This window comes from Pseudomonas sp. Irchel s3f7, assembly GCF_900187615.1.
Classification (GTDB): domain Bacteria; phylum Pseudomonadota; class Gammaproteobacteria; order Pseudomonadales; family Pseudomonadaceae; genus Aquipseudomonas.
Map to the genome: position 1 here is coordinate 24024 of NZ_FYDO01000040.1, position 21210 is coordinate 45233.

Annotated in this window: 24 protein-coding genes; 10 read left to right on the plus strand and 14 right to left on the minus strand. The window is 59.1% G+C overall.

Features of this window, described 5'->3' with window-relative positions; translation table 11 throughout:
• Nucleotides 1-48: 48 nt before the first annotated feature.
• Nucleotides 49-1722 carry a DEAD/DEAH box helicase gene (locus tag CKW19_RS26085; RefSeq protein ID WP_095061111.1) on the minus strand — a complete coding sequence of 558 codons (1674 nt, stop codon included), beginning with the start codon at nt 1720-1722 and terminating at the stop codon, nt 49-51.
• 423 nt (nt 1723-2145) lie between these two features.
• On the opposite strand from CKW19_RS26085, the gene CKW19_RS26095 reads away from it, so the two are divergent.
• Nucleotides 2146-2937, plus strand: coding sequence for a crotonase/enoyl-CoA hydratase family protein (locus CKW19_RS26095; RefSeq protein WP_095061113.1), 792 nt, complete (start codon nt 2146-2148; stop codon nt 2935-2937).
• A gap of 55 nt (nt 2938-2992) precedes the next feature.
• Here CKW19_RS26095 and CKW19_RS26100 read toward each other — a convergent pair whose 3' ends face one another.
• Nucleotides 2993-3748 carry a spermidine synthase gene (locus CKW19_RS26100; protein WP_095061115.1) on the minus strand — a complete coding sequence of 252 codons (756 nt, stop codon included), beginning with the start codon at nt 3746-3748 and terminating at the stop codon, nt 2993-2995.
• Between the two features lie 148 nt (nt 3749-3896).
• On the opposite strand from CKW19_RS26100, the gene CKW19_RS26105 reads away from it, so the two are divergent.
• Complete coding sequence (locus tag CKW19_RS26105) at nt 3897-5243, plus strand: class II 3-deoxy-7-phosphoheptulonate synthase (protein WP_095061118.1); 1347 nt, start codon at nt 3897-3899, stop codon at nt 5241-5243.
• Between the two features lie 87 nt (nt 5244-5330).
• Here the strand turns inward: CKW19_RS26105 and CKW19_RS26110 are convergent, their stop codons facing one another.
• A complete protein-coding gene (locus CKW19_RS26110) occupies nt 5331-6560 on the minus strand; it encodes a winged helix-turn-helix domain-containing protein (protein WP_095061120.1) in 1230 nt (409 codons plus the stop codon).
• A 64-nt stretch (nt 6561-6624) separates the two neighbouring features.
• The gene (locus CKW19_RS26115; protein ID WP_095061122.1) at nt 6625-6840 is read right to left on the minus strand and encodes a DUF1127 domain-containing protein; all 216 of its coding nucleotides are present in this window, start codon (nt 6838-6840) and stop codon (nt 6625-6627) included.
• Nucleotides 6841-6935: 95 nt separating this feature from the next.
• Between CKW19_RS26115 and CKW19_RS26120 the strand changes: the two genes are divergently transcribed.
• Entirely contained in the window at nt 6936-7790 is an 855-nt protein-coding gene (locus tag CKW19_RS26120; RefSeq protein ID WP_095061124.1) for a LysR substrate-binding domain-containing protein, read from the plus strand.
• Here CKW19_RS26120 and CKW19_RS26125 read toward each other — a convergent pair.
• The gene (locus CKW19_RS26125) at nt 7780-8514 is read right to left on the minus strand and encodes a sulfite exporter TauE/SafE family protein (RefSeq protein WP_256580386.1); all 735 of its coding nucleotides are present in this window, start codon (nt 8512-8514) and stop codon (nt 7780-7782) included. The genes CKW19_RS26120 and CKW19_RS26125 overlap by 11 nt on opposite strands.
• Nucleotides 8515-8700: 186 nt before the next feature.
• Between CKW19_RS26125 and CKW19_RS26130 the strand changes: the two genes are divergently transcribed.
• Nucleotides 8701-9162 carry a MarR family winged helix-turn-helix transcriptional regulator gene (locus tag CKW19_RS26130; RefSeq protein ID WP_095061128.1) on the plus strand — a complete coding sequence of 154 codons (462 nt, stop codon included), beginning with the start codon at nt 8701-8703 and terminating at the stop codon, nt 9160-9162.
• A 294-nt stretch (nt 9163-9456) separates the two neighbouring features.
• Nucleotides 9457-9876, plus strand: a complete 420-nt coding sequence (locus CKW19_RS26135; RefSeq protein ID WP_095061130.1) for an organic hydroperoxide resistance protein — start codon at nt 9457-9459, stop codon at nt 9874-9876.
• 86 nt (nt 9877-9962) lie between these two features.
• On the opposite strand, the gene CKW19_RS26140 is transcribed toward CKW19_RS26135, so the two are convergent.
• Both CKW19_RS26140 and earP read right to left on the minus strand, forming a co-directional pair.
• Nucleotides 9963-10532, minus strand: coding sequence for an elongation factor P (locus tag CKW19_RS26140; RefSeq protein ID WP_003404205.1), 570 nt, complete (start codon nt 10530-10532; stop codon nt 9963-9965).
• Nucleotides 10533-10580: 48 nt separating this feature from the next.
• Entirely contained in the window at nt 10581-11723 is a 1143-nt protein-coding gene (gene earP / locus CKW19_RS26145) for an elongation factor P maturation arginine rhamnosyltransferase EarP (protein WP_095061132.1), read from the minus strand.
• A gap of 124 nt (nt 11724-11847) precedes the next feature.
• Between earP and CKW19_RS26150 the strand changes: the two genes are divergently transcribed.
• Together CKW19_RS26150 and CKW19_RS26155 are read left to right on the plus strand one after the other, a co-directional pair.
• Nucleotides 11848-12255, plus strand: coding sequence for a hypothetical protein (locus CKW19_RS26150; protein WP_095061134.1), 408 nt, complete (start codon nt 11848-11850; stop codon nt 12253-12255).
• A gap of 2 nt (nt 12256-12257) precedes the next feature.
• A complete protein-coding gene (locus tag CKW19_RS26155) occupies nt 12258-12740 on the plus strand; it encodes a GreA/GreB family elongation factor (protein WP_095061136.1) in 483 nt (160 codons plus the stop codon).
• A gap of 6 nt (nt 12741-12746) precedes the next feature.
• Here CKW19_RS26155 and cysB read toward each other — a convergent pair whose 3' ends face one another.
• The 5 genes from cysB to CKW19_RS26180 all read right to left on the minus strand — a co-directional run bounded on the left by cysB (nt 12747) and on the right by CKW19_RS26180 (nt 16701).
• Nucleotides 12747-13721 (minus strand): HTH-type transcriptional regulator CysB, encoded by a 975-nt coding sequence (gene cysB / locus CKW19_RS26160; RefSeq protein ID WP_053161674.1) that lies wholly within the window; start codon nt 13719-13721, stop codon nt 12747-12749.
• 113 nt (nt 13722-13834) lie between these two features.
• Nucleotides 13835-14338 carry a universal stress protein gene (locus CKW19_RS26165; RefSeq protein WP_095061138.1) on the minus strand — a complete coding sequence of 168 codons (504 nt, stop codon included), beginning with the start codon at nt 14336-14338 and terminating at the stop codon, nt 13835-13837.
• A gap of 95 nt (nt 14339-14433) precedes the next feature.
• On the minus strand, nt 14434-15339 hold the full coding sequence (locus CKW19_RS26170; RefSeq protein ID WP_095061140.1) for a 5'-nucleotidase: 906 nt from the start codon (nt 15337-15339) through the stop codon (nt 14434-14436).
• A gap of 25 nt (nt 15340-15364) precedes the next feature.
• The gene (locus CKW19_RS26175; RefSeq protein WP_095061142.1) at nt 15365-16318 is read right to left on the minus strand and encodes a putative 2-dehydropantoate 2-reductase; all 954 of its coding nucleotides are present in this window, start codon (nt 16316-16318) and stop codon (nt 15365-15367) included.
• Complete coding sequence (locus CKW19_RS26180; protein ID WP_095061144.1) at nt 16315-16701, minus strand: co-chaperone YbbN; 387 nt, start codon at nt 16699-16701, stop codon at nt 16315-16317. The genes CKW19_RS26175 and CKW19_RS26180 overlap by 4 nt, the downstream gene beginning before the upstream one ends.
• Between CKW19_RS26180 and CKW19_RS26185 the strand changes: the two genes are divergently transcribed.
• Nucleotides 16700-17143 (plus strand): PilZ domain-containing protein, encoded by a 444-nt coding sequence (locus CKW19_RS26185; RefSeq protein ID WP_095061146.1) that lies wholly within the window; start codon nt 16700-16702, stop codon nt 17141-17143. The genes CKW19_RS26180 and CKW19_RS26185 overlap by 2 nt on opposite strands.
• Nucleotides 17144-17271: 128 nt before the next feature.
• A complete protein-coding gene (locus CKW19_RS26190; protein ID WP_095061148.1) occupies nt 17272-18348 on the plus strand; it encodes a 3-deoxy-7-phosphoheptulonate synthase in 1077 nt (358 codons plus the stop codon).
• Nucleotides 18349-18420: 72 nt separating this feature from the next.
• On the opposite strand, the gene CKW19_RS26195 is transcribed toward CKW19_RS26190, so the two are convergent.
• Nucleotides 18421-18708 carry a GNAT family N-acetyltransferase gene (locus CKW19_RS26195; protein WP_008057026.1) on the minus strand — a complete coding sequence of 96 codons (288 nt, stop codon included), beginning with the start codon at nt 18706-18708 and terminating at the stop codon, nt 18421-18423.
• A gap of 639 nt (nt 18709-19347) precedes the next feature.
• Between CKW19_RS26195 and oprI the strand changes: the two genes are divergently transcribed.
• Complete coding sequence (gene oprI / locus CKW19_RS26200; protein WP_095061150.1) at nt 19348-19599, plus strand: outer membrane lipoprotei OprI; 252 nt, start codon at nt 19348-19350, stop codon at nt 19597-19599.
• Between the two features lie 124 nt (nt 19600-19723).
• Here the strand turns inward: oprI and CKW19_RS26205 are convergent, their stop codons facing one another.
• Nucleotides 19724-20698, minus strand: coding sequence for a L,D-transpeptidase family protein (locus CKW19_RS26205; RefSeq protein WP_095061152.1), 975 nt, complete (start codon nt 20696-20698; stop codon nt 19724-19726).
• Nucleotides 20699-21210: the final 512 nt, after the last annotated feature.

The following is a 21210-nucleotide window of genomic DNA, read 5'->3' on the forward strand; positions in this document are numbered from 1 at the left end:
GAACCAGTCGGGGATTTTTTATGTTCGATCAATCAGCCCGAGAGCGGATCAATCTTCGCGGTAGCGACGCAGCTTCAACTGCTTACCGGCAACGCGAGTGTCCTTCAGCTTGGTCAGCAACTTCTCCAGACCATCTTCCGGCAGCTCGACGAGGCTGAAGCTGTCACGCACCTGGATGCGACCGATCGCTTCACGTGCCAGACCACCTTCGTTGAGGATGGCGCCCAGCAGGTTCTTGGCAGCGATACCGTCACGCGCACCCAGCGCGGTACGGCAACGTGCACGACCTTCACCCAGTGGCATCGGAGCGCGACGCTCGCGGTCACCACGCTCAGGACGATCACCGGAACGCTCTGGACGATCGCCACGCGGTGCGTTGTTCGGCACCAGTGGACGCTCTTTCTCGATAGCGGCCAGGTTCAGCGCTTGACCGTTGGTAGCCTTGCGCAGCAGGGCTGCGGCCAGGGCACGTGGGCTGCAACCGATGTCGGCGGTCAGGCGATCAAGCAGATCACCGTGGGTCGATTCGGCTTCAGCCACCAGCGGCGACAGGCTGTTGGTCAGTTTCTTGATGCGCGCATCCAGAACGGCTTGAGCGTCCGGCAGGCGAACTTCAGCAACCTTCTGACCGGTTACACGCTCGATCACTTGCAGCATGCGGCGCTCACGTGGAGTCACCAGCAGCAGTGCACGACCTTCGCGACCGGCACGGCCGGTACGACCGATACGGTGAACGTAGGACTCTGGGTCGTACGGCATGTCAACGTTGAACACGTGAGTGATGCGCGGAACGTCCAGACCACGAGCGGCAACGTCGGTCGCCACAACGATGTCCAGACGGCCATCCTTGAGGGAGTCGATCACGCGCTCACGCTGGTTCTGGGCGATGTCACCGTTCAGCGCAGCGGCTTTGTAGCCTTTGGCTTCCAGGGCGCTGGCCAGATCCAGGGTCGCTTGCTTGGTGCGCACGAACATGATCAGGGCGTCGAAATCTTCCACTTCCAGCAAGCTGAGAACGGCCGAAGTCTTCTGGTCAGCGTGAACCAACAGGTGAGCCTGTTCGATCGCGGTAACGGTCTGGGTCTTGGTCTGGATTTTCACGTGTTGCGGATCGCGCAGGTGGCGTTCGGCAATGGCACGGATCGACTGCGGCAAGGTGGCCGAGAACAATACGGTCTGACGGGTTGCAGGCAGCGCCTTGAAGATGACTTCCAGGTCGTCCATGAAGCCCAGCTTGAGCATTTCGTCGGCTTCGTCGAGAACCAGGTGGTTCACGGTCGCCAGTACTTTTTCGTCGCGACGCAGGTGGTCGCACAGACGGCCCGGAGTGGCGACAACGATCTGTGCGCCATTACGGATTGCTTTCAATTGTGGGCCCATCGGCGCGCCGCCGTAGACAGCCACAACAGTTACGCCCGGCATTTGCTTGGCATAAGTTTCGAAAGCGGTTGCAACTTGTAGCGCCAACTCACGAGTTGGGGCCAGGATCAGGGCTTGCGGCTCGCGCTTTGCAGGATCGATGCGATGCAGGATCGGCAGGGCGAACGCAGCGGTTTTACCCGTACCGGTTTGCGCCTGACCAATCATGTCGTGACCGGCCATGATGATCGGGATCGATTGCTGCTGAATAGCCGAAGGCTCTTCGTAGCCGGTCGCGATGACGGCTGCAAGAATATTCGGATTAAGATTAAAAGCGGCGAAGCCGCCGGTTTCCTGGGTCATGGGTCTGCCTCTAAGTGCATCCGCAAAGACCCATGCTCCAAAGCTGCGCGTGCCGTGTTGAGACTCAAGAGTCGCCCTGGCAGCTTTGTCGGCGGGGATTTGCGAAAACGAATGAATGAAAAGAATCGTCAAGGAAGAGTCCGCGGGGCGGACGTGCAGCCGAAGCTGGCTTCGGGGAATTGCGCTACCTAAACGCGGCCCGGTTAAAGGCCGGCGCGCACTATACCGGAATTAGCCCGAAAAGGGAGCTTTTTTTATCAGAAATGCGCCGAATACACCTTTGTGTCACCGGCTTTGCGGATTATCGCTCGACCGTCTACTTTTCAAAGGGCCCGGCCTTGCGGGTGATGGCGCTAAAACGGTTCACCCCATGCCGTGCAGACCGCCGGTCTGACACGCCTTTCCCGCCCCGAGGACCGCTCCATGAATCAGCCTTGCTCCAGTCGAGTCAGCCGTGAACGGCGCGGTCATGTATTCCTGATCGGCCTGGACAGGGTGACCAAGCGCAACGCCTTTGATCTCGACCTGCTCAATGAACTGAGCCTGGCCTACGGCGAGTTTGAAGCCGACACTGAAGCGCGGGTGGCCGTGGTGTTCGGCCATGGGGAGCACTTTACTGCCGGGCTCGATCTGGTGGATGCCAGTGTGACACTGGCCGAAGGCTGGCAGGTACCGCCCGGCGGTTGTGATCCGTGGGGCGTGTTCGCGGGTCCGCGGGTCAATAAACCGGTGATTGTTGCAGCACAAGGCTACTGCCTGACCATCGGCATCGAATTGATGCTGGCGGCCGACATCAACCTGTGCGCCAGCAACACCCGGTTCGCACAGATGGAAGTGCAGCGCGGCATTTTCCCGTTCGGCGGCGCCACCCTGCGACTGCATCAAGTCGCTGGCTGGGGCAATGCGATGCGTTGGCTGCTGACCGGCGATGAGTTCGATGCCCACGATGCGCTGCACCTGGGCTTGGTGCAGGAAGTCATGGCCAGTGAAGATCTGCTGCCCCGGGCGATTGAACTGGCCGAGCGCATTGCCCGGCAGGCACCGCTTGGCGTTCAGGCCACGCTGATGTCGGCACGGCAGGCGCGCTATGAAGGTGAAACCGCTGCGGCGCAGGGGTTGCCGCCGCTGGTGAAGAAATTGATGGCCAGCGAGGATGCCCGGGAGGGTGTGCGATCAATGGTTGAGCGGCGGCCCGGAGTCTTCAAAGGTCACTGACACACCCTTTGTGGCGAGGGGGCAAGCCCCCTCGCCACAGCAATTTTTCTAACTTTCAAGTGGCCGGGCGAATGCTCTTGATCAACGACTGCAACGAATACCCCAACCGCGGCGCCAGCGCTTCGGCACGAGCCGTCAGGCCTTGCATGTCCAACTCCTGATCCAGTTCGGACGGTACGATCAGAATTACATTGCCCTCCTTCACCGGCAGCTCCCAATAGTGGCGGTGATACAACCCGCGCAGCAATGCGGCGCCCAACGGTTTGCCATCGTCGGTGGCCCACTGGTTGATCACCAGCCAGCCACCGGGATTCAGGCGTTTCTGGCAGTTTTCCAGAAAGCTCCAGGCCAAATGCCCGACACCAGGACCGACGTCGGTGTAGAGGTCGACAAAAATCAGGTCCGCCGGCTCTGCGGTATCGAGCAATTCCAGCGCATCGCCCACCCGGATATACAGGCGCGGATCGTCATCCAGCCCCAAGTACTCGATAGCCAAACGCGGGACGTCGGGGCGCAACTCGATGGCCTCGACATCTTCCAGCGGCAGGAACTTGAGGCAGGCCTGGGTCAGCGTACCCGCACCAAGACCGAGGAACAGCGCGCTTTCCGGTTGCTCATGGCACAGCGCACCAATCAGCATCGCCCGGGTGTAGTCGTATTCGAGCCAGCTCGGATCGGCCGTAAACACACAGCTTTGCTCGATGGCATCACCGAATTCGAGAAAACGGTAATCAGCCACCTCCAGCACGCGAATCACACCAAACTCGTCCTGCACCTCGGCGAGCAAATGCTCGACGCGCTCCTCAGTCATTTCGTCTCCTGATCGTCACCGGACCCGGTAACGCGATGCGCCGCAACATGAAGCGGCAAAGGCGCGATTGTCCGCGAAGCGACGGGAACAGGTCACGCACTAATTGCTGATAACATGGACGTCCGAGCGTAAAACACTAGAGATGATGATGAGCCAACCCTGGAGTCCTGACAGCTGGCGCGCCCTGCCGATCCAGCAACAACCTCAATATCCCGACGCTGCGCATTTGCAGCAGGTCGAGCAAACGCTGGCCAGCTATCCGCCGCTGGTGTTTGCCGGTGAAGCCCGGGAATTGCGTCGTCAGTTTGCCGAGGTGACTCAGGGTCGCGCGTTCCTGTTGCAGGGCGGTGATTGCGCCGAGAGTTTCGCCGAATTCTCCGCGGCGAAGATCCGCGACACCTTCAAGGTGTTGCTGCAAATGGCGATTGTCATGACGTTTGCGGCCGGTTGTCCGGTGGTCAAGGTTGGGCGAATGGCGGGGCAGTTCGCCAAGCCGCGTTCGGCCAACGACGAAACCATCGATGGCGTGACCCTGCCCGCCTACCGTGGCGATATCGTCAACGGCATCGGTTTCGACGAGAAAAGCCGCGTGCCGGACCCGGAGCGCCTGCTTCAGTCGTATCATCAATCCACCGCCACCCTGAACCTGTTGCGCGCCTTCGCCCAGGGCGGGTTTGCCGACCTGCATCAGGTGCACAAGTGGAACCTGGACTTCATTGCCAACTCGGCCCTGGCGGAAAAGTACAGCCATCTGGCCGACCGCATCGATGAAACCCTGGCATTCATGCGCGCTTGTGGCATGGACACTTCGCCACAACTGCGCGAAACCAGTTTCTTTACCGCCCACGAAGCGCTGCTGCTGAACTACGAAGAAGCCTTCGTGCGTCGCGACAGCCTGACCAACGATTATTACGACTGCTCGGCGCACATGCTGTGGATCGGCGACCGCACCCGTCAGCTCGACGGCGCCCACGTCGAATTCCTGCGCGGGGTGAACAATCCGATCGGGGTCAAAGTCGGCCCGAGCATGAACCCGGACGACCTGATTCGTCTGATCGACGTGCTCAACCCGGACAACGACCCGGGCCGCCTGAACCTGATTGCGCGGATGGGCGCGAACAAGGTCGGCGATCACTTGCCACAGCTGATCCGTGCGGTACAGCGCGAAGGCAAGCAAGTGCTGTGGAGTTCGGACCCGATGCACGGCAACACCATCAAGGCCAGCAGCGGCTACAAGACCCGCGATTTCGCGCAGATCCTGGGTGAAGTGAAGCAGTTCTTCCAGGTCCACGAAGCGGAAGGCACCTATGCCGGCGGTATCCACATCGAGATGACCGGGCAAAACGTCACCGAGTGCATTGGCGGTGCGCGACCGATTACCGAAGATGGGTTGTCGGATCGCTACCACACCCATTGCGACCCGCGGATGAATGCCGATCAGTCGCTGGAACTGGCGTTTTTGATTGCCGAAACCTTGAAGCAGGTTCGACGCTAAATCGCGTCGCACTTATCGCCGGCAAGCCAGCTCCTACAGGAATGTGCAACCCCTTGTAGGAGCTGGCTTGCCAGCGATGGCGTCAACTCAGTCACCATCAACCTGTGCCAATGCAACCCGTAACCTGTCCGCACTCGCCCGCGGGCAATTCAACTGAACCTGCGCCAACCCCAGCCAATCCGCCATCTGCCGCAGATTGACCGCCAGCGCCAGCATCCCCTCGTCATCCAGCCCCGACGTTTCCTCATGCACCGCGTGCACCGCCAATCGCCCCGCCGCCCTCTCCGCACGCAGATCAACCCGTGCAGCAATCCGTTCGTTGTGCAAAAACGGCAAGACGTAATAGCCGTAGACCCGCTTGTCCTGCGGCGTGTAAATCTCCAGCCGATAGCGAAAGTCGAACAGACGCTCCGTCCGGCTGCGCTCCCAGATCAGCGAATCGAAAGGTGACAGCAATGCACTGGCCTCGACCTTGCGCGGCACCTTGGGCTCGGGCAGGCAATAGGCCGGTTGCTTCCAGCCCTGAACTTCACAGGTGAGCAACTCGCCCGCCTCGACCAACTCCGCCAGACGCGGACGACTGTCCGCGGGATTGAGTCGAAAGTAGTCGCGCAGGTCCTTTTCCGTGCCGACGCCCAACGCGGTCGCTGCATGCAGCAACAGTCCACGCTGCGCTTCGGCTTCATTCAGAGGCGGTTGCGCAAGGATCGCCGAAGGAATCACCCGCTCCGGCAAATCATAAAGTCGTTCGAATCCGCGACGCCCGGCCACAGTTACCTCGCCAGCGGCGAACAACCATTCCAGTGCATGCTTTTCCGCGCTCCAGTCCCACCATGGTCCGGCCCGCTCCTGACGGGTCGACAGGCTGCCAGCCCCCAGCGCGCCCTGCTCCTCGACCGAAGCCAGCACCCGACGAATCGTGTCTTGCTGTTCATGACCAAAGCGCGCCAATTGCTGATAAATGTCTTCGCCACGGCTCGCGCGCTGCATGCGCCAGCGCATCAACGGGTACATCGACAGAGGCAGCAACGAAGCTTCATGCCCCCAATACTCGAACAACGTACGACGGCGACCCTGACTCCAGGCAGCCTGATCGAGCAAATCGGATGAGTAATTGCCGAGGCGGGAAAACAGCGGAAGGTAGTGCGAACGCACCAACGCATTGACTGAATCGATCTGCAAGATGCCCAGCCGTTCGATCAGGCGATTGAGCGCAACAGCCTTGATCGTCGCTGGCGACTGGCGCCCGTTGAACCCTTGGGCGGCCAGCGCCAGACGCCGAGCCTGTTTGAGGGTAAAGGACAATGTTGCGGGCATGGGCATCTCCTTGTCTGCTCGCAACCTACCTCACCGGTAAGGGGTTTGTGTAGCGTGGCTCCCATCATTTATGCATCGGGTCATTCCAGAACGGCTTGATCGACTCGCTCTCCACATCCGCACGACTCATGCCGATGTCCTTGAGTGCCCCGTCGCTCAGGCTCGCCAGCAATTCGCGCTCGCGATGCAGTTCGTACCAGCGGCTGACCTTGTGCAGTAGATCGGAGATCAGGTGAACCGAATGGTGTTCCGTGCCTTGAAACTCATGTTGACCTTTCATCTTGTTGCCCTCCGTTTGGATGGCTCCAGTCTCGCGCCGGGTCTAAGATCAATCCAACGAATGTTTCTGATGTCACATATCTCGGAGATTGATGAATGTCGGCCTACCCGAGTATCGATACCGACGTATTGCGCACCTTCGTCGCGATTGCCGACCAGGGTGGTTTTACCCGTGCCGGTGAACTGGTCAATCGCACCCAGTCGGCGGTGAGCATGCAGATGAAGCGGCTGGAAGAGGATGTGCTGCAACGCCAGTTGTTCCAGCGTGACGGGCGGCAAGTGCGCCTGACCGCCGAAGGTCAGGTGCTGCTCGGTTATGCGCGGCGCATCCTCAAGCTGCACAGCGAGGTGTTCAATACGCTGCGCGAGCCGGACATGGTCGGCATGGTGCGCATCGGTACGCCGGACGATTATGTGATGCGTTTCCTGCCGGGGATTTTGCGGCAGTTTGCCCAGTCCTATCCGCTGATCCAGATCGAAGTGCACTGCGAATCCTCGAAACAACTGCTGATGCGGCAGGACCTCGACCTGTCCATCGTTACCCGCGAGCCGGGCAATGAAATCGGTCAGTTGTTGCGCAAGGAGCGTTTTGTCTGGGCCGAGGCGCAGTGCTACAGCGCCCACGAACAGACGCCGTTGCCTCTGGCGATGTTCAACAGCGATTGTTTCTGCCGCTTGTGGGCCTGCAATGCACTCGATGCCCAGGGTCGCGATTACCGCGTGGCGTACAACAGCGACAGCCTGTCGGCGATCATGGCAGTAGTCAGTGCTGGCCTCGCAGTCACAGCGCAACTGGAAAGCCTGATCACCCCGGACATGCGCATTCTCGGTAAAGCCGAGGATCTGCCGATATTGCCAGAAGCCAGCATCATGCTGGTGCGCAACCTGCACCACCCGTCACCGATTACCGAGTGCCTGGCCGAGCACATCATCGAAGGCTTCAAACTTTAAACGCGAGCATCACCGCGCAAAACACCAGGAAGCCACAGAACAGCCCGCGCAGCAGTCGCTCCGGCAGCGCGTGGGCGATTTTCACGCCCCAACTGATGCTCATCAGGCCTCCAATCGCCAAGGGCACGCCAATCAGCCAGTCGACCTGGTGGTGCACGGCGTACGTCACCAGCGTGACGCCCGTGCTGGGCAGCGCCAATGCCAGCGACAGCCCCTGCGCCACCACCTGACTGGTGCCGAACACACTGGTCAGTACCGGCGTCGCCACCACCGCCCCGCCCACACCAAACAATCCGCCCATCACACCGGATGCAGCGCCCAGCACACCCAGCCATGGCCACGAATAGTTCATCTGCGAAGCGCCGGGCGCACTGGCGGTGAACATTCGCAGCAGGTTGTAGACCGATAGCGCCACCAGGAACGCAACGAAACCGATCCGCATGGTTTGCGCATCGATGCCCACCGCCCAGATCGACCCCAGCCAGGCAAAGCAGAATCCCATGCTCGCCAACGGCAAAGCGTGGCGCAGTTCAATGCGGTTGCGCTGGTGATAGCGCCACAACGCGAGCATCACGTTCGGCACCACCATCACCAGCGCTGTGCCTTGGGCGATCTGCTGATCGAGGCCGAACAGTACGCCCAGCAGCGGTATGGCGATCAACCCGCCGCCAATGCCGAACAATCCACCCAGCGTGCCCAGGGCTGCGCCAAAAACCAGATACATCAAAAACTCAATCACAGGCGATTTTCCCTTTGCATCACGCCGTTCATCCTACGCAGTTGATTCTGCTGCGCAAACATCAAGTAACACCTCGGCTTTGCGGGACTCGCATCAACGCTGGGCCAGAATTATCTGGCGCATTAAAGATTTGGCCGCTAGATTCCAAGGATCACTGAACAAGGCTTTGACATGACCACCGAGCGCATCACACCGGATAACTGCGACCACCTGTTGCTGGACAACCAGGTCTGCTTCGCCCTGCATTCCACGTCGCTGATGATGACCAAGGTCTATAAACCGCTGCTGCAAGCACTGGGCCTGACCTATCCGCAGTACTTGGCAATGATGGTGCTGTGGGAACGGGACGGTTTGACCGTGAGCGAAATCAGCTCGCGCCTGCTGACCGATCCAGGCTCACTCACGCCACTGCTCAAACGCCTGGAAGCTGAAGGCTTGCTCAGCCGCACACGCAGCCGGGAAGATGAACGGGTGGTGATTGTTGAACTCACGGAAAAAGGTCGTGCGTTGCGGGACAAGGCTCGTGATATTCCCCAATGCATCCTCGGCGCCAGTGGCCTGACCCTGGAGCGATTGCAGCAGCTGCAAGCCGAGCTGCAAGAGCTGCGCAGCCACCTGCAAGACAGCCTGTAATCTTCCAGCCAACAAAAATCCCCTGTAGGAGCGAGCTTGCTCGCGATAGCGGTATTTCAGTCAATATCATTGCTGAATGAGCGGACGCTGTCGCGAGCAAGCTCACTCCTACATTTGTAGAGTCACGTCTCCCCCGAACAATCTCATCTACTCCCCCAGCCGTTCGTCCGTCTCTCTCTAAATCTTTGAATATTTATCTTGCGCACAAAACATTAGCAAGATACATTTATTTCGCACTTACTTAGCGCGCAAACATTTAGCGCAAACAACCCAAACCAAAACGAGGCTTCCACCATGCAAACTCTCTACACCGCCATCGCAACTTCCACCGGTGGCCGCGACGGTCGTGCGGTTTCCAGCGACAACATCCTCGACGTCAAACTCGCCACGCCGAAAGAGCTCGGTGGTGCCGGTGGCGCTGCCACCAACCCTGAGCAACTGTTCGCTGCCGGTTACTCCGCCTGCTTCATCGGCGCGTTGAAGTTTGTCGCCAGCCAGACCAAACGCACTATCCCCAACGACGCTTCGATTACCGCCCATGTCGGCATCGGTCAGATCCCTGGCGGTTTCGGCCTGGACATTGACCTGCACATCAGCCTGCCGGGCCTTGAACAAGCCGATGCACAAGCACTGGTCGATGCGGCTCATCAGGTTTGCCCGTACTCCAACGCCACCCGGGGCAACGTCGATGTGCGCCTGCACGTCACCGTCTGATCCCGCAGGTTTTATCGCTGGTGCTGAAATTCAGGCACAAAAAAGCCCGACTCAAAGGTCGGGCTTTTTCATTCCTGAAGCGGTGCTTATTTAGCACGGCCTTTGTAGGAACCGCCTTCGCGGGTATCGATCTCGATCATGTCGCCGATTTCGATGAAGTCAGCAACCGACAGCTCGGTACCGTTCTTCAGTTTGGCAGGCTTCATTACCTTGCCGGAAGTGTCGCCGCGAGCGGAACCTTCGGTGTAGTCAACCTGACGCACGATGGTGGTCGGCAGTTCTACGGAAACCAGACGGTCTTCGAAGAAGACGGCTTCGCAAACGTCGGTCATGCCTTCTTCAACGAATGGCAGAACGCTTTCGATGTCTTCGGCGTTCAGCTCATACATGGTGTAGTCGGAGGTGTCCATGAACGTGTAGGTGTCGCCGCTGATGAAGGACAGGGTCGCTTCTTTGCGGTCGAGGATCACGTCGTCCAGTTTGTCGTCGGCGCTGTAAACGATCTCGGTCTTGTAACCGGTCAGCAGGTTTTTCAGCTTGGTCTTCATGATCGCGCTGTTACGACCCGACTTGGTGAATTCAGCTTTCTGAACCAGCCAAGGATCGTTTTCGAGACGGATCACGGTACCGGGTTTCAGTTCTTTACCAGTTTTCATTGCGAATATCCGAATTTGGATGGGATTTACAAAAATCTAGGCCGCATATCATATCCAATTTCCATAAAACTGTACCAGCGCCGTGGCAAGATCGGCCTGCAAGGCCTGTTCCAGACACCACGTCTCGGCGTGTTTTTCCAGCTCTGGCCAGTGTTTACGTGTGGATTGCCAGTGGTCGGTCATTTTCTCACCGGCGTTCCACGCCCGCCAGAGACCGCTGATCGCCTCCCGTGCCGGCGCCGACAAGCCCTTCGTGTACAGTTCAAGAAAGGCTTCGAGCTTATCCAGGTGAATGTCTTCCTCCTGCTGATAGATATGCCACAGCAGCGGGCGCCCTGCCCATTGGGCGCGGACAAAGGAATCTTCGCCGCGCACGGCATTGAAATCGCAACTCCAGAGCAACCGGTCATATTGGTCCTGCCGGACGAAGCGCAGCACCTGCACGGTCACGGCATCACGCACATGCAGGTCACCCGCCGCCAGCTCATCGACTCCGAGCCAGCGCGCGACATCGCCGAGTATTCGTCCCTCGGGCACCAACAGATGTGTGTGCGTCGAATCGGCGGCCATTGAATCGAGCCAACTGGCCAGCCCGGTATTTTCGTAAGCAAACAATGAGATCAACTGCGCGCCAGGTGCGCGATCGATCCCCAATCCCTGCAGGAATTCTCGCTGGGCTTCGGGGCTTTGCTGAAACTGCCGACGTTGCTCAAGCAAATCGCGCTCACGCAACAACCCACCCGTCCCCTTCTGGAAGCCCGGGAAGAAAAAGAATTTCTGCACGTGCCTGAACTTCACCGATGGCAAACCATGGCAGCCAATCACCCAATCCTCGGCGCTCAGGTAATCGAGGTTCATCCACAACGGCGGTTTTTCCCGCTCGGCCATGGCTTCCATGTAAGCACTGGGCAACTGACAAGCGAAGGCGGCGATCACCACGTCTGCGGCTTCGGTCGGCTGCCACGCGGCCGGCCACTGACGGACCTCGACATGTTCCTGCCACTGCTGCACGGCGTGGATGTCGATCGCCGGGCACAGACGCTCGAACGCACGCAGATCATCGACCCATAAACGCACCGCCAAACCGTGTTCGGCCACCAGTTGACGGGCCAGCCGCCAGGTCACGCCGATGTCGCCAAAGTTGTCGACCACGGTACAAAAAATATCCCAGCGGGTTTTCATTTCAGGCATTCCAGGTTCCCGTTGGCAAAGGTGCCGATTGTCCGCATAAATTACCCCGCGCAGAAGAGCCGACGGCGATTAATCTTCATGCGACAATCGCCATTCGCCCGCGACTATTCGCCAGGAGGCCGCCATGCCCTATCGTCCCACTCCGCGCCGATCCTTCCCGATTCGACTCAGTGCTTTGTACCTGACCGGCAGTATCGCGCTCGGCATGTGGCTGGGGTTCATTGCCATTGCGCTGACCTGTTGGCTCGCTTCGCGTCTGTTCAGCGAGCAATTGGCACCGGTCGCAGCCGCAGTGGAGCATTTGGCCAACCCACCGGCAGCCACGCAACCGGGCCCGGACATCGCGCCCCAGAGCCCTCTGTTCGAGCAATACGAAGAGAACCTGCGCAAGAACGAACAAGCGCAACGGCTCGATCAGGCACGCAGCAGCAGTCGCAACCTGGCCAATCCGACCTGTCAGTTCTGGCTGCAACAGGATCGAACCATCCCCAGCGAAAAAAGCCGCGCCAACGTCCTGCAATTCTGCGATTGATCATGAATAAACACACGGTTCACCAACTGATTCTCGACAAGCTGCGCATCGATCTCGACATCGCCGAACGTGCCGCGCAAACCGCTTACGAAACCGCGACCCACGAAGAAAACATCGCCGAGAACAAGTACGACACACTGGGGCTGGAGGCGTCCTATCTGGCTGCCGGACAGGCCAAGCGTGTGGAGGAAATTCGCCACTCGCTGACGCTTTGCCAGAACCTGAACTTGCGTGCGTATGACGAGCAGCGCGGTATCGAGGTCGGCGCCCTGCTCGGTCTGGAAGACGAAAAAGGTCGCGAGCAATGGCTGTTTCTGGCGCCGGATGCGGCGGGCCTGAAAGTTGATCTGGTGGGACAGTTGATTACCGTCATCACCCCGCGCTCGCCGTTGGGCAAAAGCCTGTTGGGCAAATTCGAGGGCGATGAGGTGGAGATTCTGGTGGCGGGCGCTCGGCAACAGTTTGCTGTCACCGAGGTCGTCTGACCGGCATTAGTGAACGGGCAGTTCAACACCGTCGAACAGTTCTTCGAGTTCCTGCTTGTTGTGGCAAGCAATGGCTTTGGCCATGACTTCGCGCGTCAGGTGTGGGGCGAACTTCTCGATGAAGTCGCACATGAACCCACGCAGGAAAGTGCCGCGACGGAAACCGATCTTGGTCACGCTGGATTCGAACAGTTCGCTGGCATCGAGCACCACCAGGTCGCTGTCGAGTTTGGTATCGACGGCCATTTTCGCCACGATGCCTACGCCCAGACCGAGGCGAACATAAGTTTTGATGACGTCAGCGTCGGCGGCGGTGAACACCACTTTCGGCGTCAGGCCACGGTGACTGAAGGCTTCGTCGAGTTTTGAACGACCGGTAAAACCGAACACGTAAGTCACGATCGGGTATTCAGCCAACGCTTCGAGGGTCAACTTCGACAGTTTGGTCAGCGGATGCCCTTGTGGCACGACCACGCAACGGTTCCAGCGATAGCACGGCATCATCACCAGATCACCGAACAGCTCAAGCGCTTCGGTGGCGATGGCGAAATCCACGGTGCCGTCAGCGGCCATTTCGGCGATCTGCATCGGCGAACCCTGGTGCATGTGCAAAGCCACATCCGGGTATTGCTTGATGAAATTGCTGATCACCGGCGGCAATGCATAACGCGCCTGGGTGTGGGTGGTGGCGATCGACAGGGTGCCTTTCTTCTCGTTGGAGAATTCCTGGGCGATCTGCTTGATGCTTTCAACCTTGCGCAGAATCTCGCCAGCGGTGGTGATGATGCGCTCGCCGGCAGGGGTGACGCGGGTCAGGTGTTTGCCGCTGCGGGCGAAGACCTCAACGCCCAGCTCGTCTTCCAACAGGCGGATCTGTTTACTGATGCCGGGTTGAGAGGTGTACAGGCTTTGGGCCGTAGCGGAAACGTTGAGGTCGTGGTGCGCCACTTCCCAGATGTAGCGCAATTGTTGGAGCTTCATATGAATCCCTCAAAGCAGGTAGACGCCACGGGCATCAGCGACGATATATAACTATATTAATGGCTCGAAGAATAAATCTAGAACTTTTTTATCAAATTGCCATTATTCGTGTTCTAGCGATCCTCCTGGCGACGACGTTGCACCAGTGGCACCAGATAAACGGGCACTTTGGCCAGTTGCAGCACGCGCGCAGCGGTCCGCCCCAAGGGTGTTTCCGCTCCCGCACCATGGCTGTGACTGCCTAAGATCAACAAATCCACAGAGAGTTTCTGCGCCTGGTCCAGAATCACCTGCGACGGATCGCCCTGCAGCACCCGCACTGCCTGGATCCGCTCCAGGTCATGTTCGTTCTCCTCGCCCAACTCTTCGCGAAAACTGTCCAGCACCCGCTGTTCAATATTGGCAATCACCGTGTTCAGCCCCTGGCTGTGAAACTCGTTCAGCGCTTGCTCGTCGAGGTAACTTTGCAGCACCGATTCGGCAAACAGCCCCATGGGTTCAACGGCGTGCACCACGTACAAGTCGGCATTGAAGGTTCGGGCCAACTCCAGGGCATGCTGCATCACCACGGGGGCGTACAGACCGAGGTCAGTGGCATACAGCATCGAACGAATCATATGACCTCCTCGAATGCCAACATGGCGGAGATTTGATTCAGCTTAGCAGTGCCTTGCCGACCGCGGCGCCCGGCGTAACGCGTTGAACGGCAGGCTTAAACCTTTTGCTCGTTGCTTATACCGTGGGGCACGTGGCCGGTGGCGACGACTTCACGGGCCAACTCGCAATGCCCGGCCTGATCGTCGAAAAATACGTCGGCGGCGAAGGCTTCGAGAAACGCCGATTTGGTCAGGCCACCGAGGAACAGCGACTCGTCCAGGCGAATGTCCCACTCGCGCAAGGTGCGAATCACCCGCTCATGGGCCGGTGCCGAGCGCGCCGTCACCAGCGCAGTGCGGATCGGGCAGGCGTCATCCGGGAACTCGCGCTGCAACAGATTGAGGGCGGCGAGGAAGCCTTTGAACGGCCCGCCGCGCAACGGCTCGCGGGCGGATTCACGCTCACTGGCCTGGAACGCCTCCAGACCTCCAGACTGGTAGATACGCTCCGACTCATCGGAAAACAGCACCGCGTCACCGTCGAAAGCGATGCGCAATTCGTCACTGGCCGCACGACTGGCACCGCCCGACAAAATGGTCGCCGCCGCGAAACCTTCGTCCAGCGCACTGCGCACGTCTTCGGCATGGGTCGAGAGAAACAGATCGCAGCCAAAGGCCTTGAGATACGGATACGGACTGCGACCACCGACAAATGCCGCGCGGGAAATCGCCAGCCCGTAGTGATCGATCGAGTTGAACACCCGCAATCCGGTGTCGGCGCTGTTGCGCGACACCAGGATCACTTCGACCCGGGCGCGGCCCAGGTGAGTGTTGAGGTTCAGAAGTTTTTGCACCAACGGGAAGGCATCGCCGGGTTCGAGGATTTCGTCCTCGTGCTCGATCTGATACTGCCGGTAGGCTTCAACACCACTCGACAGGTAAACCTTGTGGCTTTCGCTCAGGTCGAACAGCGCCCGCGAAGAAATCGCCAGCACCAGCTTGTCGTCGATAGTCTTTGCCATGCCCTTCCCCCTCAGGTCGATCGACTCAAGTATTTCGTCGATCAATAAAACTCAAGCTGCGATACAAGGCTTCGATACGAGGCATCTCACATCCGGCCGCCTTGGCTGCCGCCAGTGGCCGGGCATAAATCGCCTCCAGCTCAAGCGGTCGCTTGTGCAGGAAATCGTGGTACATGCTCGGCCAGTAGTCGGGCATTTTTTCGGTCACCATGAACAGATGTTCGGCATAACCCGCCGGCACGTCGTGACCACAAGCGGTTGCGCCCCGAACCACTTCGGCCATCAGCGCCTTGATCAGTTCGCGACTGTCGCTGTCGGCCATCAGCGGCGTGGTGCTGGCCCCGAGCAACACCGAGAGCCCGTTGTACGGAATATTCCAGACCAGTTTTTGCCAGCGCGCCTGATGCAGGTTCGCCATGGCCTGGGAATCGATGCCGGCGGCGAGGAACAGCCCGACACCTTCCTCGACAATGACCCTGCGCGCCGATTCATCAGCGGGACCGCTGTGGTAGCCAACATGCACCGCGCCGAGCGCCTGATGGATGATCACACCCGGCCCCTCGCGATGGACGCAGATATAGCAAAGCCCGCCGAGCACATGCAGCGAATCCGGGAGCAACTCGCGCAGGCTGTCTTCAACATCCAGGCCATTTTGCAGCAGCAGCACCTTGGCACCCGGTGCGGCGGCCTGGAGGATGGCCGGTGCCAGATCGGCATTGCTGGTGGTTTTCGCGCCGACCAGCAACCAGTCGCAGGGCGGCATGTCTTCGGCGCACGAATACGCTTGCACCGGGTTCAACGTCAGCGCGCCATAGGGCGCGCTATCGACTCGCAGACCGCGCTCGGTCACTGCGGAAAATTCGCTTCGCAGCAAGAAATGTACATCGAAGCCGGCACGCGCCAGCATCACTCCATAGAAACCGCCGATTGCGCCGGTCCCGATAATGCCGATTCTCGGCTTGGCCACTGCCCCGCTCATGGCAACTCCTCTGCTGTACGACTCAGCGCCTGCGCCACGGCAGCATTAAGCTCCGAGCGGGTCAGACGCGATGTCAATGGTCCATGGAATTCACCGTCGCGCACGACAAACAGCGCCGGCAAATGAAAAACCGAATATCGCTCGACCACCCCGCCGTTGGTCCCGGCATCGATCCAGCACAGTCGATCGACGGCCAGATCAAGTCCAGGCAACTGCTCACGGGCAAACCGGCAACTGGCACAGCCAACGCTGGTGAAAATAACCAGCGACACACCACTCATCGCCAGCAGCCGTTGGTCGGCGTCGAAATCGGTGAGGTCCAATTCGACCACTATACTGGGTGGAACAATGTCAGATGGCCGACACATGGAGTCTGTGTTCATGGGACGTTTTATTCCTCACCCTGACGATGTGCCCGTCGAATTAACGTTGCTCAAACCCGAGTGTATTTCGCGGCAACAACTGCACACTACCAGTCTGGGGGGCATGGCTTGCAATTACCATCGGGCCTGGCGCTATGGTACGGCGGTTGAAGTGCGCATGCCGACCCTGAACCCCGACATGCGTTTTCTGGGCTACGTCGCCTGGTGCCTGCGGCGCAAACGCGGGTATCTGGTGGGCATTGCCTTCGTCGACGAGCAGACACTGTTCAGCGCCCGGATGGGCGAGCAGGTCTGCCAGATCGATCGCTACTGCCGCCTGCATGACGCCCACGACGATTTGCAGGATATTCAGGCCCTGGCCCTGGAATGGGTCCAGGAGCATGCCAACGAGTTCTCTCATGAGTCGGTGCGCAAGGCGTTTGCGCAGCCTGTGCTGGATTAAAGCGGTGTCTGCCCATTGTCGAGGCACGGTGTAACGCGCTAAGGTTCGGGTCCCCGACGCGCTTAATTTGCTGTGCTCCGCCGCGCGGGTTCGCTGGCGGCCGGCACCCGTGACCTGACGAGTAAACGATGGCTGATTTACCGATCAACGACCTTAACGTCGCCTCCAACGAGACGCTGATCACTCCCGATCAGCTCAAGCGCGATATTCCCCTGAGCGATGCTGCCCTGCGCACCGTCACCAAGGGCCGCGAAGTCATTCGCAACATTCTGGATGGCACCGACCATCGCCTGTTCGTCGTCATCGGGCCTTGCTCGATCCACGACATCAAGGCTGCCCACGAATACGCCGACCGCTTGAAAGCCCTCGCGGCCGAAGTGTCCGATACCCTGTATCTGGTCATGCGCGTGTATTTCGAGAAGCCGCGTACCACCGTCGGCTGGAAAGGCTTGATCAACGACCCGTACCTGGACGACTCGTTCAAGATTCAGGACGGTCTGCACATCGGTCGCCAGTTGCTGCTGGACCTGGCTGAAAAAGGCCTGCCGACCGCCACCGAAGCCCTCGACCCGATCTCCCCGCAATACTTGCAGGACCTGATCAGTTGGTCGGCCATCGGCGCGCGCACCACCGAATCCCAGACCCACCGTGAAATGGCTTCCGGCCTGTCCTCGGCAGTCGGCTTCAAGAACGGCACCGACGGTGGCCTGACAGTGGCGATCAACGCCCTGCAATCGGTTTCCAGCCCGCACCGCTTCCTGGGCATCAACCAGGAAGGTGGCGTGTCCATCGTGACCACCAAGGGCAATGCCTACGGCCACGTGGTACTGCGCGGTGGCAACGGCAAGCCGAACTACGACTCGGTCAGCGTCGCACTCTGCGAACAAGCGCTGAACAAAGCGAAGATCAAGCCGAACATCATGGTCGACTGCAGCCACGCCAACTCCAACAAGGACCCGGCCCTGCAACCGCTGGTGATGGAGAACGTCGCCAACCAGATCCTCGAAGGCAACCAGTCGATCATCGGCCTGATGGTCGAGAGCCACCTGAACTGGGGCTGCCAGGCGATCCCGAAAGACCTCGCCGACCTGCAATACGGCGTGTCGATCACCGACGCCTGCATTGACTGGACCGCGACTGAAAACACCTTGCGCAGCATGCACGCCAAGCTCAAGGATGTGTTGCCCAAACGCGATCGCAGCTGATCGCTGTTTGCAGCAGACAAAAAAACGCCGGGCTGAACCCGGCGTTTTTTTATGCGTTCGTTTTGTTGACGGTCACTGACTCAGCTTGGCCGCGTGGCGCTGGTGACGCTCCATGTAGCGCTCGACATAGGAGCACGAAGGGATGACGGTGTAGCCCATCTCCTCGGCGTACTCCAGCGCCTTCTCGGTCAACGCGGCTGCAATACCGCGTCCGCGCAATGCGTTGGGCACGAAGGTGCGATAGATGTCCAGGGTCTGTTTCCCCAGATCCATATAGGTCAGATACGCACGATGACCGTCCACATTGGTCTCGAACTGATGACCAGCCTGGTCATGGTGGATGGACAACGCCTCGCTCATCACTACTCCTCGCGGGTCTGAAATTCTGACCCCTACCTTACCGATGTTTTTCCGGCGAAGGAACATCTACGCCACCCCGTGCCTGAATGGACACCGAGAAGAACTGCACCGATCTCGCGCTACCGAGCACGTACAAATAGTAGGCACCATTGCCCGAAATGCTCAAGGTACGCTCGTCATTACGCGGATTGCCAGGGTGCGGCTCCGGGTCACGCAGGAAAGGCCCGCCCCAGGATTTCCAAGGTCGAAGGCCTGAACATTGCCGGATGTTGAGACTTAAGACGAGCGCCGGTTGTTAAAGTCACCTGAACATGGAGAAAGATATGAGAAGCGCCGCACAGATCCCGCGCGAAAGTGTAGACGAATCCATATAGGCAGACTTTAGCCAAGACTGAAAAAAAGAGCGTGGGAATGAGGAACTTTTACCCGGCAGCTCGCTCAGGGTCGGGGCTTGTAGCTGAGTGTTTTTTAAACAACGCAGTTAAAAGTTGCTCGAAAAAGAATCAACGCCTACAATTTTTTAGGCTTCTTGCTTCACGTCAGTTTTACTTAGTACAAGTAATGGGTAGTATGTACGCCGGCTCTTTCCTCACTCTGAGGAGACAGCTACTTAATAGAAAGTCCTTGAAGGGGAACACGATGAACAACGTTCTGAAATTCTCTGCTCTGGCTCTGGCCGCAGTTCTGGCTACCGGTTGCAGCAGCACATCGAAAGAAACCGAAGCACGTCTGACCGCTACTGAAGACGCAGCTGCTCGCTCCCAGGCTCGTGCAGACGAAGCTTACCGTAAAGCTGATGAAGCTCTGGCTGCTGCTCAAAAAGCACAACAGACTGCTGACGAAGCTAACGAGCGTGCTCTGCGCATGCTGGAAAAAGCTAGCCGTAAGTAATAATCCCTCGGGATTGTTATCAAGCCGACCCATTTTTTGGGTCGGCTTTTTTATTGCCCGCCGTTTACCGCAGGCAATAAAAAACCCGCTGACGCGGTCTGCGTCAGCGGGTTTCTTTCAAGCCTTACTGCAGCGGATCGAGGGGTGCGCTCGACATCATCGGAGCAGCCGTGTTGTTCGGCACGCCGATTTCCACCGGCAGGCCGTCTTCGGCAGCCACAACATCACGCACCACATCCCAGTTCATGCGCAGGTTGTTGGTGATGTCTTCACGCTTGAGCATCGCGTTGATGACAGCGGTGTGCTTGTCGACCACCGACGGGTTGCCCTTGTCGTCCAGCGGCGTGTGCGCTTCCAGATAAACCTTGCCACCGCTCACGCCGAACTTGTACGAGTCGTTGATGATCCGCACCGACGTACCGACCGGCACCATGCCCGCCATTTGCAGCACATTGTTGTTGAACATGCGGAAGCAGCCATGACTGGTACGCATGCCGATGCCGAACTTCTTGTTGGAACCGTGAATCAGGTAGCCCGGGGTCCCCAGAGTGAACTTGAACGGTCCCAGCGGGTTGTCTGGACCTGCCGGCACTACGTTCGGCAGCGGGTCACCGTCGGCAGCGTGCTCGGCCTTGATTGACGCCGGAGGCGTCCAGGTCGGGTTCGGCGTCTTGGCGGTGATGCTGGTGTGAGCAATCGGCGACCCCCAGCCTTCACGACCGATACCCAGCGGGAACGTGTACACCACGTTCTTGCCTTTCGGGAAGTAGTAGAGGCGGTATTCGGCGAGGTTGATCACGATGCCTTCACGGGGGCCCGGCGGCAGGATGAAACGCGTCGGCAGAATGATTTCGGTGCCAGCACCGGGCAGCCATGGGTCGACACCCGGGTTGGCCGCGACCATTTCCGTGTAGCCCAGGTCGTAGGTGGTACCAAGGTCAGCGAAGGTATCTTCGTATTTGGCCTTGACCACTTGCACCTGGCCGACGATGTCTTCACCAGGCGGTGGTAGAGGCAGCTCCAAGGCTGCGACAGGACCGGCCACAAACAGGGCGGCAAGGGTCAGGCAGCGGGTGACGGCAGGAAAGCGCGGCAACATCCGGAAAATCCTTCGCATTGATCAACAGAGGGTATAAGAGCGCGATTGTACACCGCTGTCTGTTTTTCGGGGAGATCGCCCGATTTCAGGTGATGGTTCCGCCCTTACGAGGGGGCGAGTGCGTCCGAGCCTACCGACCGGCCAGGTTCCGATGCGTGCGTATTTCCCTGTAGGAGCTGTCGAGTGCAACGAGGCTGCGATCTTTTGACCCTGCTTTTTACAGGCAAGATCAAAAGATCGCAGCCTTCGGCAGCTCCTACGGAGTGATACATCCGCGAATTCAGGTCGGCTGTCAGGCCGCCATCGCTGGCAAGCCAGCTCCTACAATGGATCAGCGCACACCCACGCTCTTCACCACTCACCAGGCCGAGCGTTAGCTCGCCTTCCGCTTTTGATCCACCCGCCCCCTCGGGAGAGTGATACATCCGCGAATTCAGGTCGGCTGTCAGGCCGCCATCGCTGGCAAGCCAGCTCCTACAATGGATCAGCGTACACTCATGCTCTTCACCACT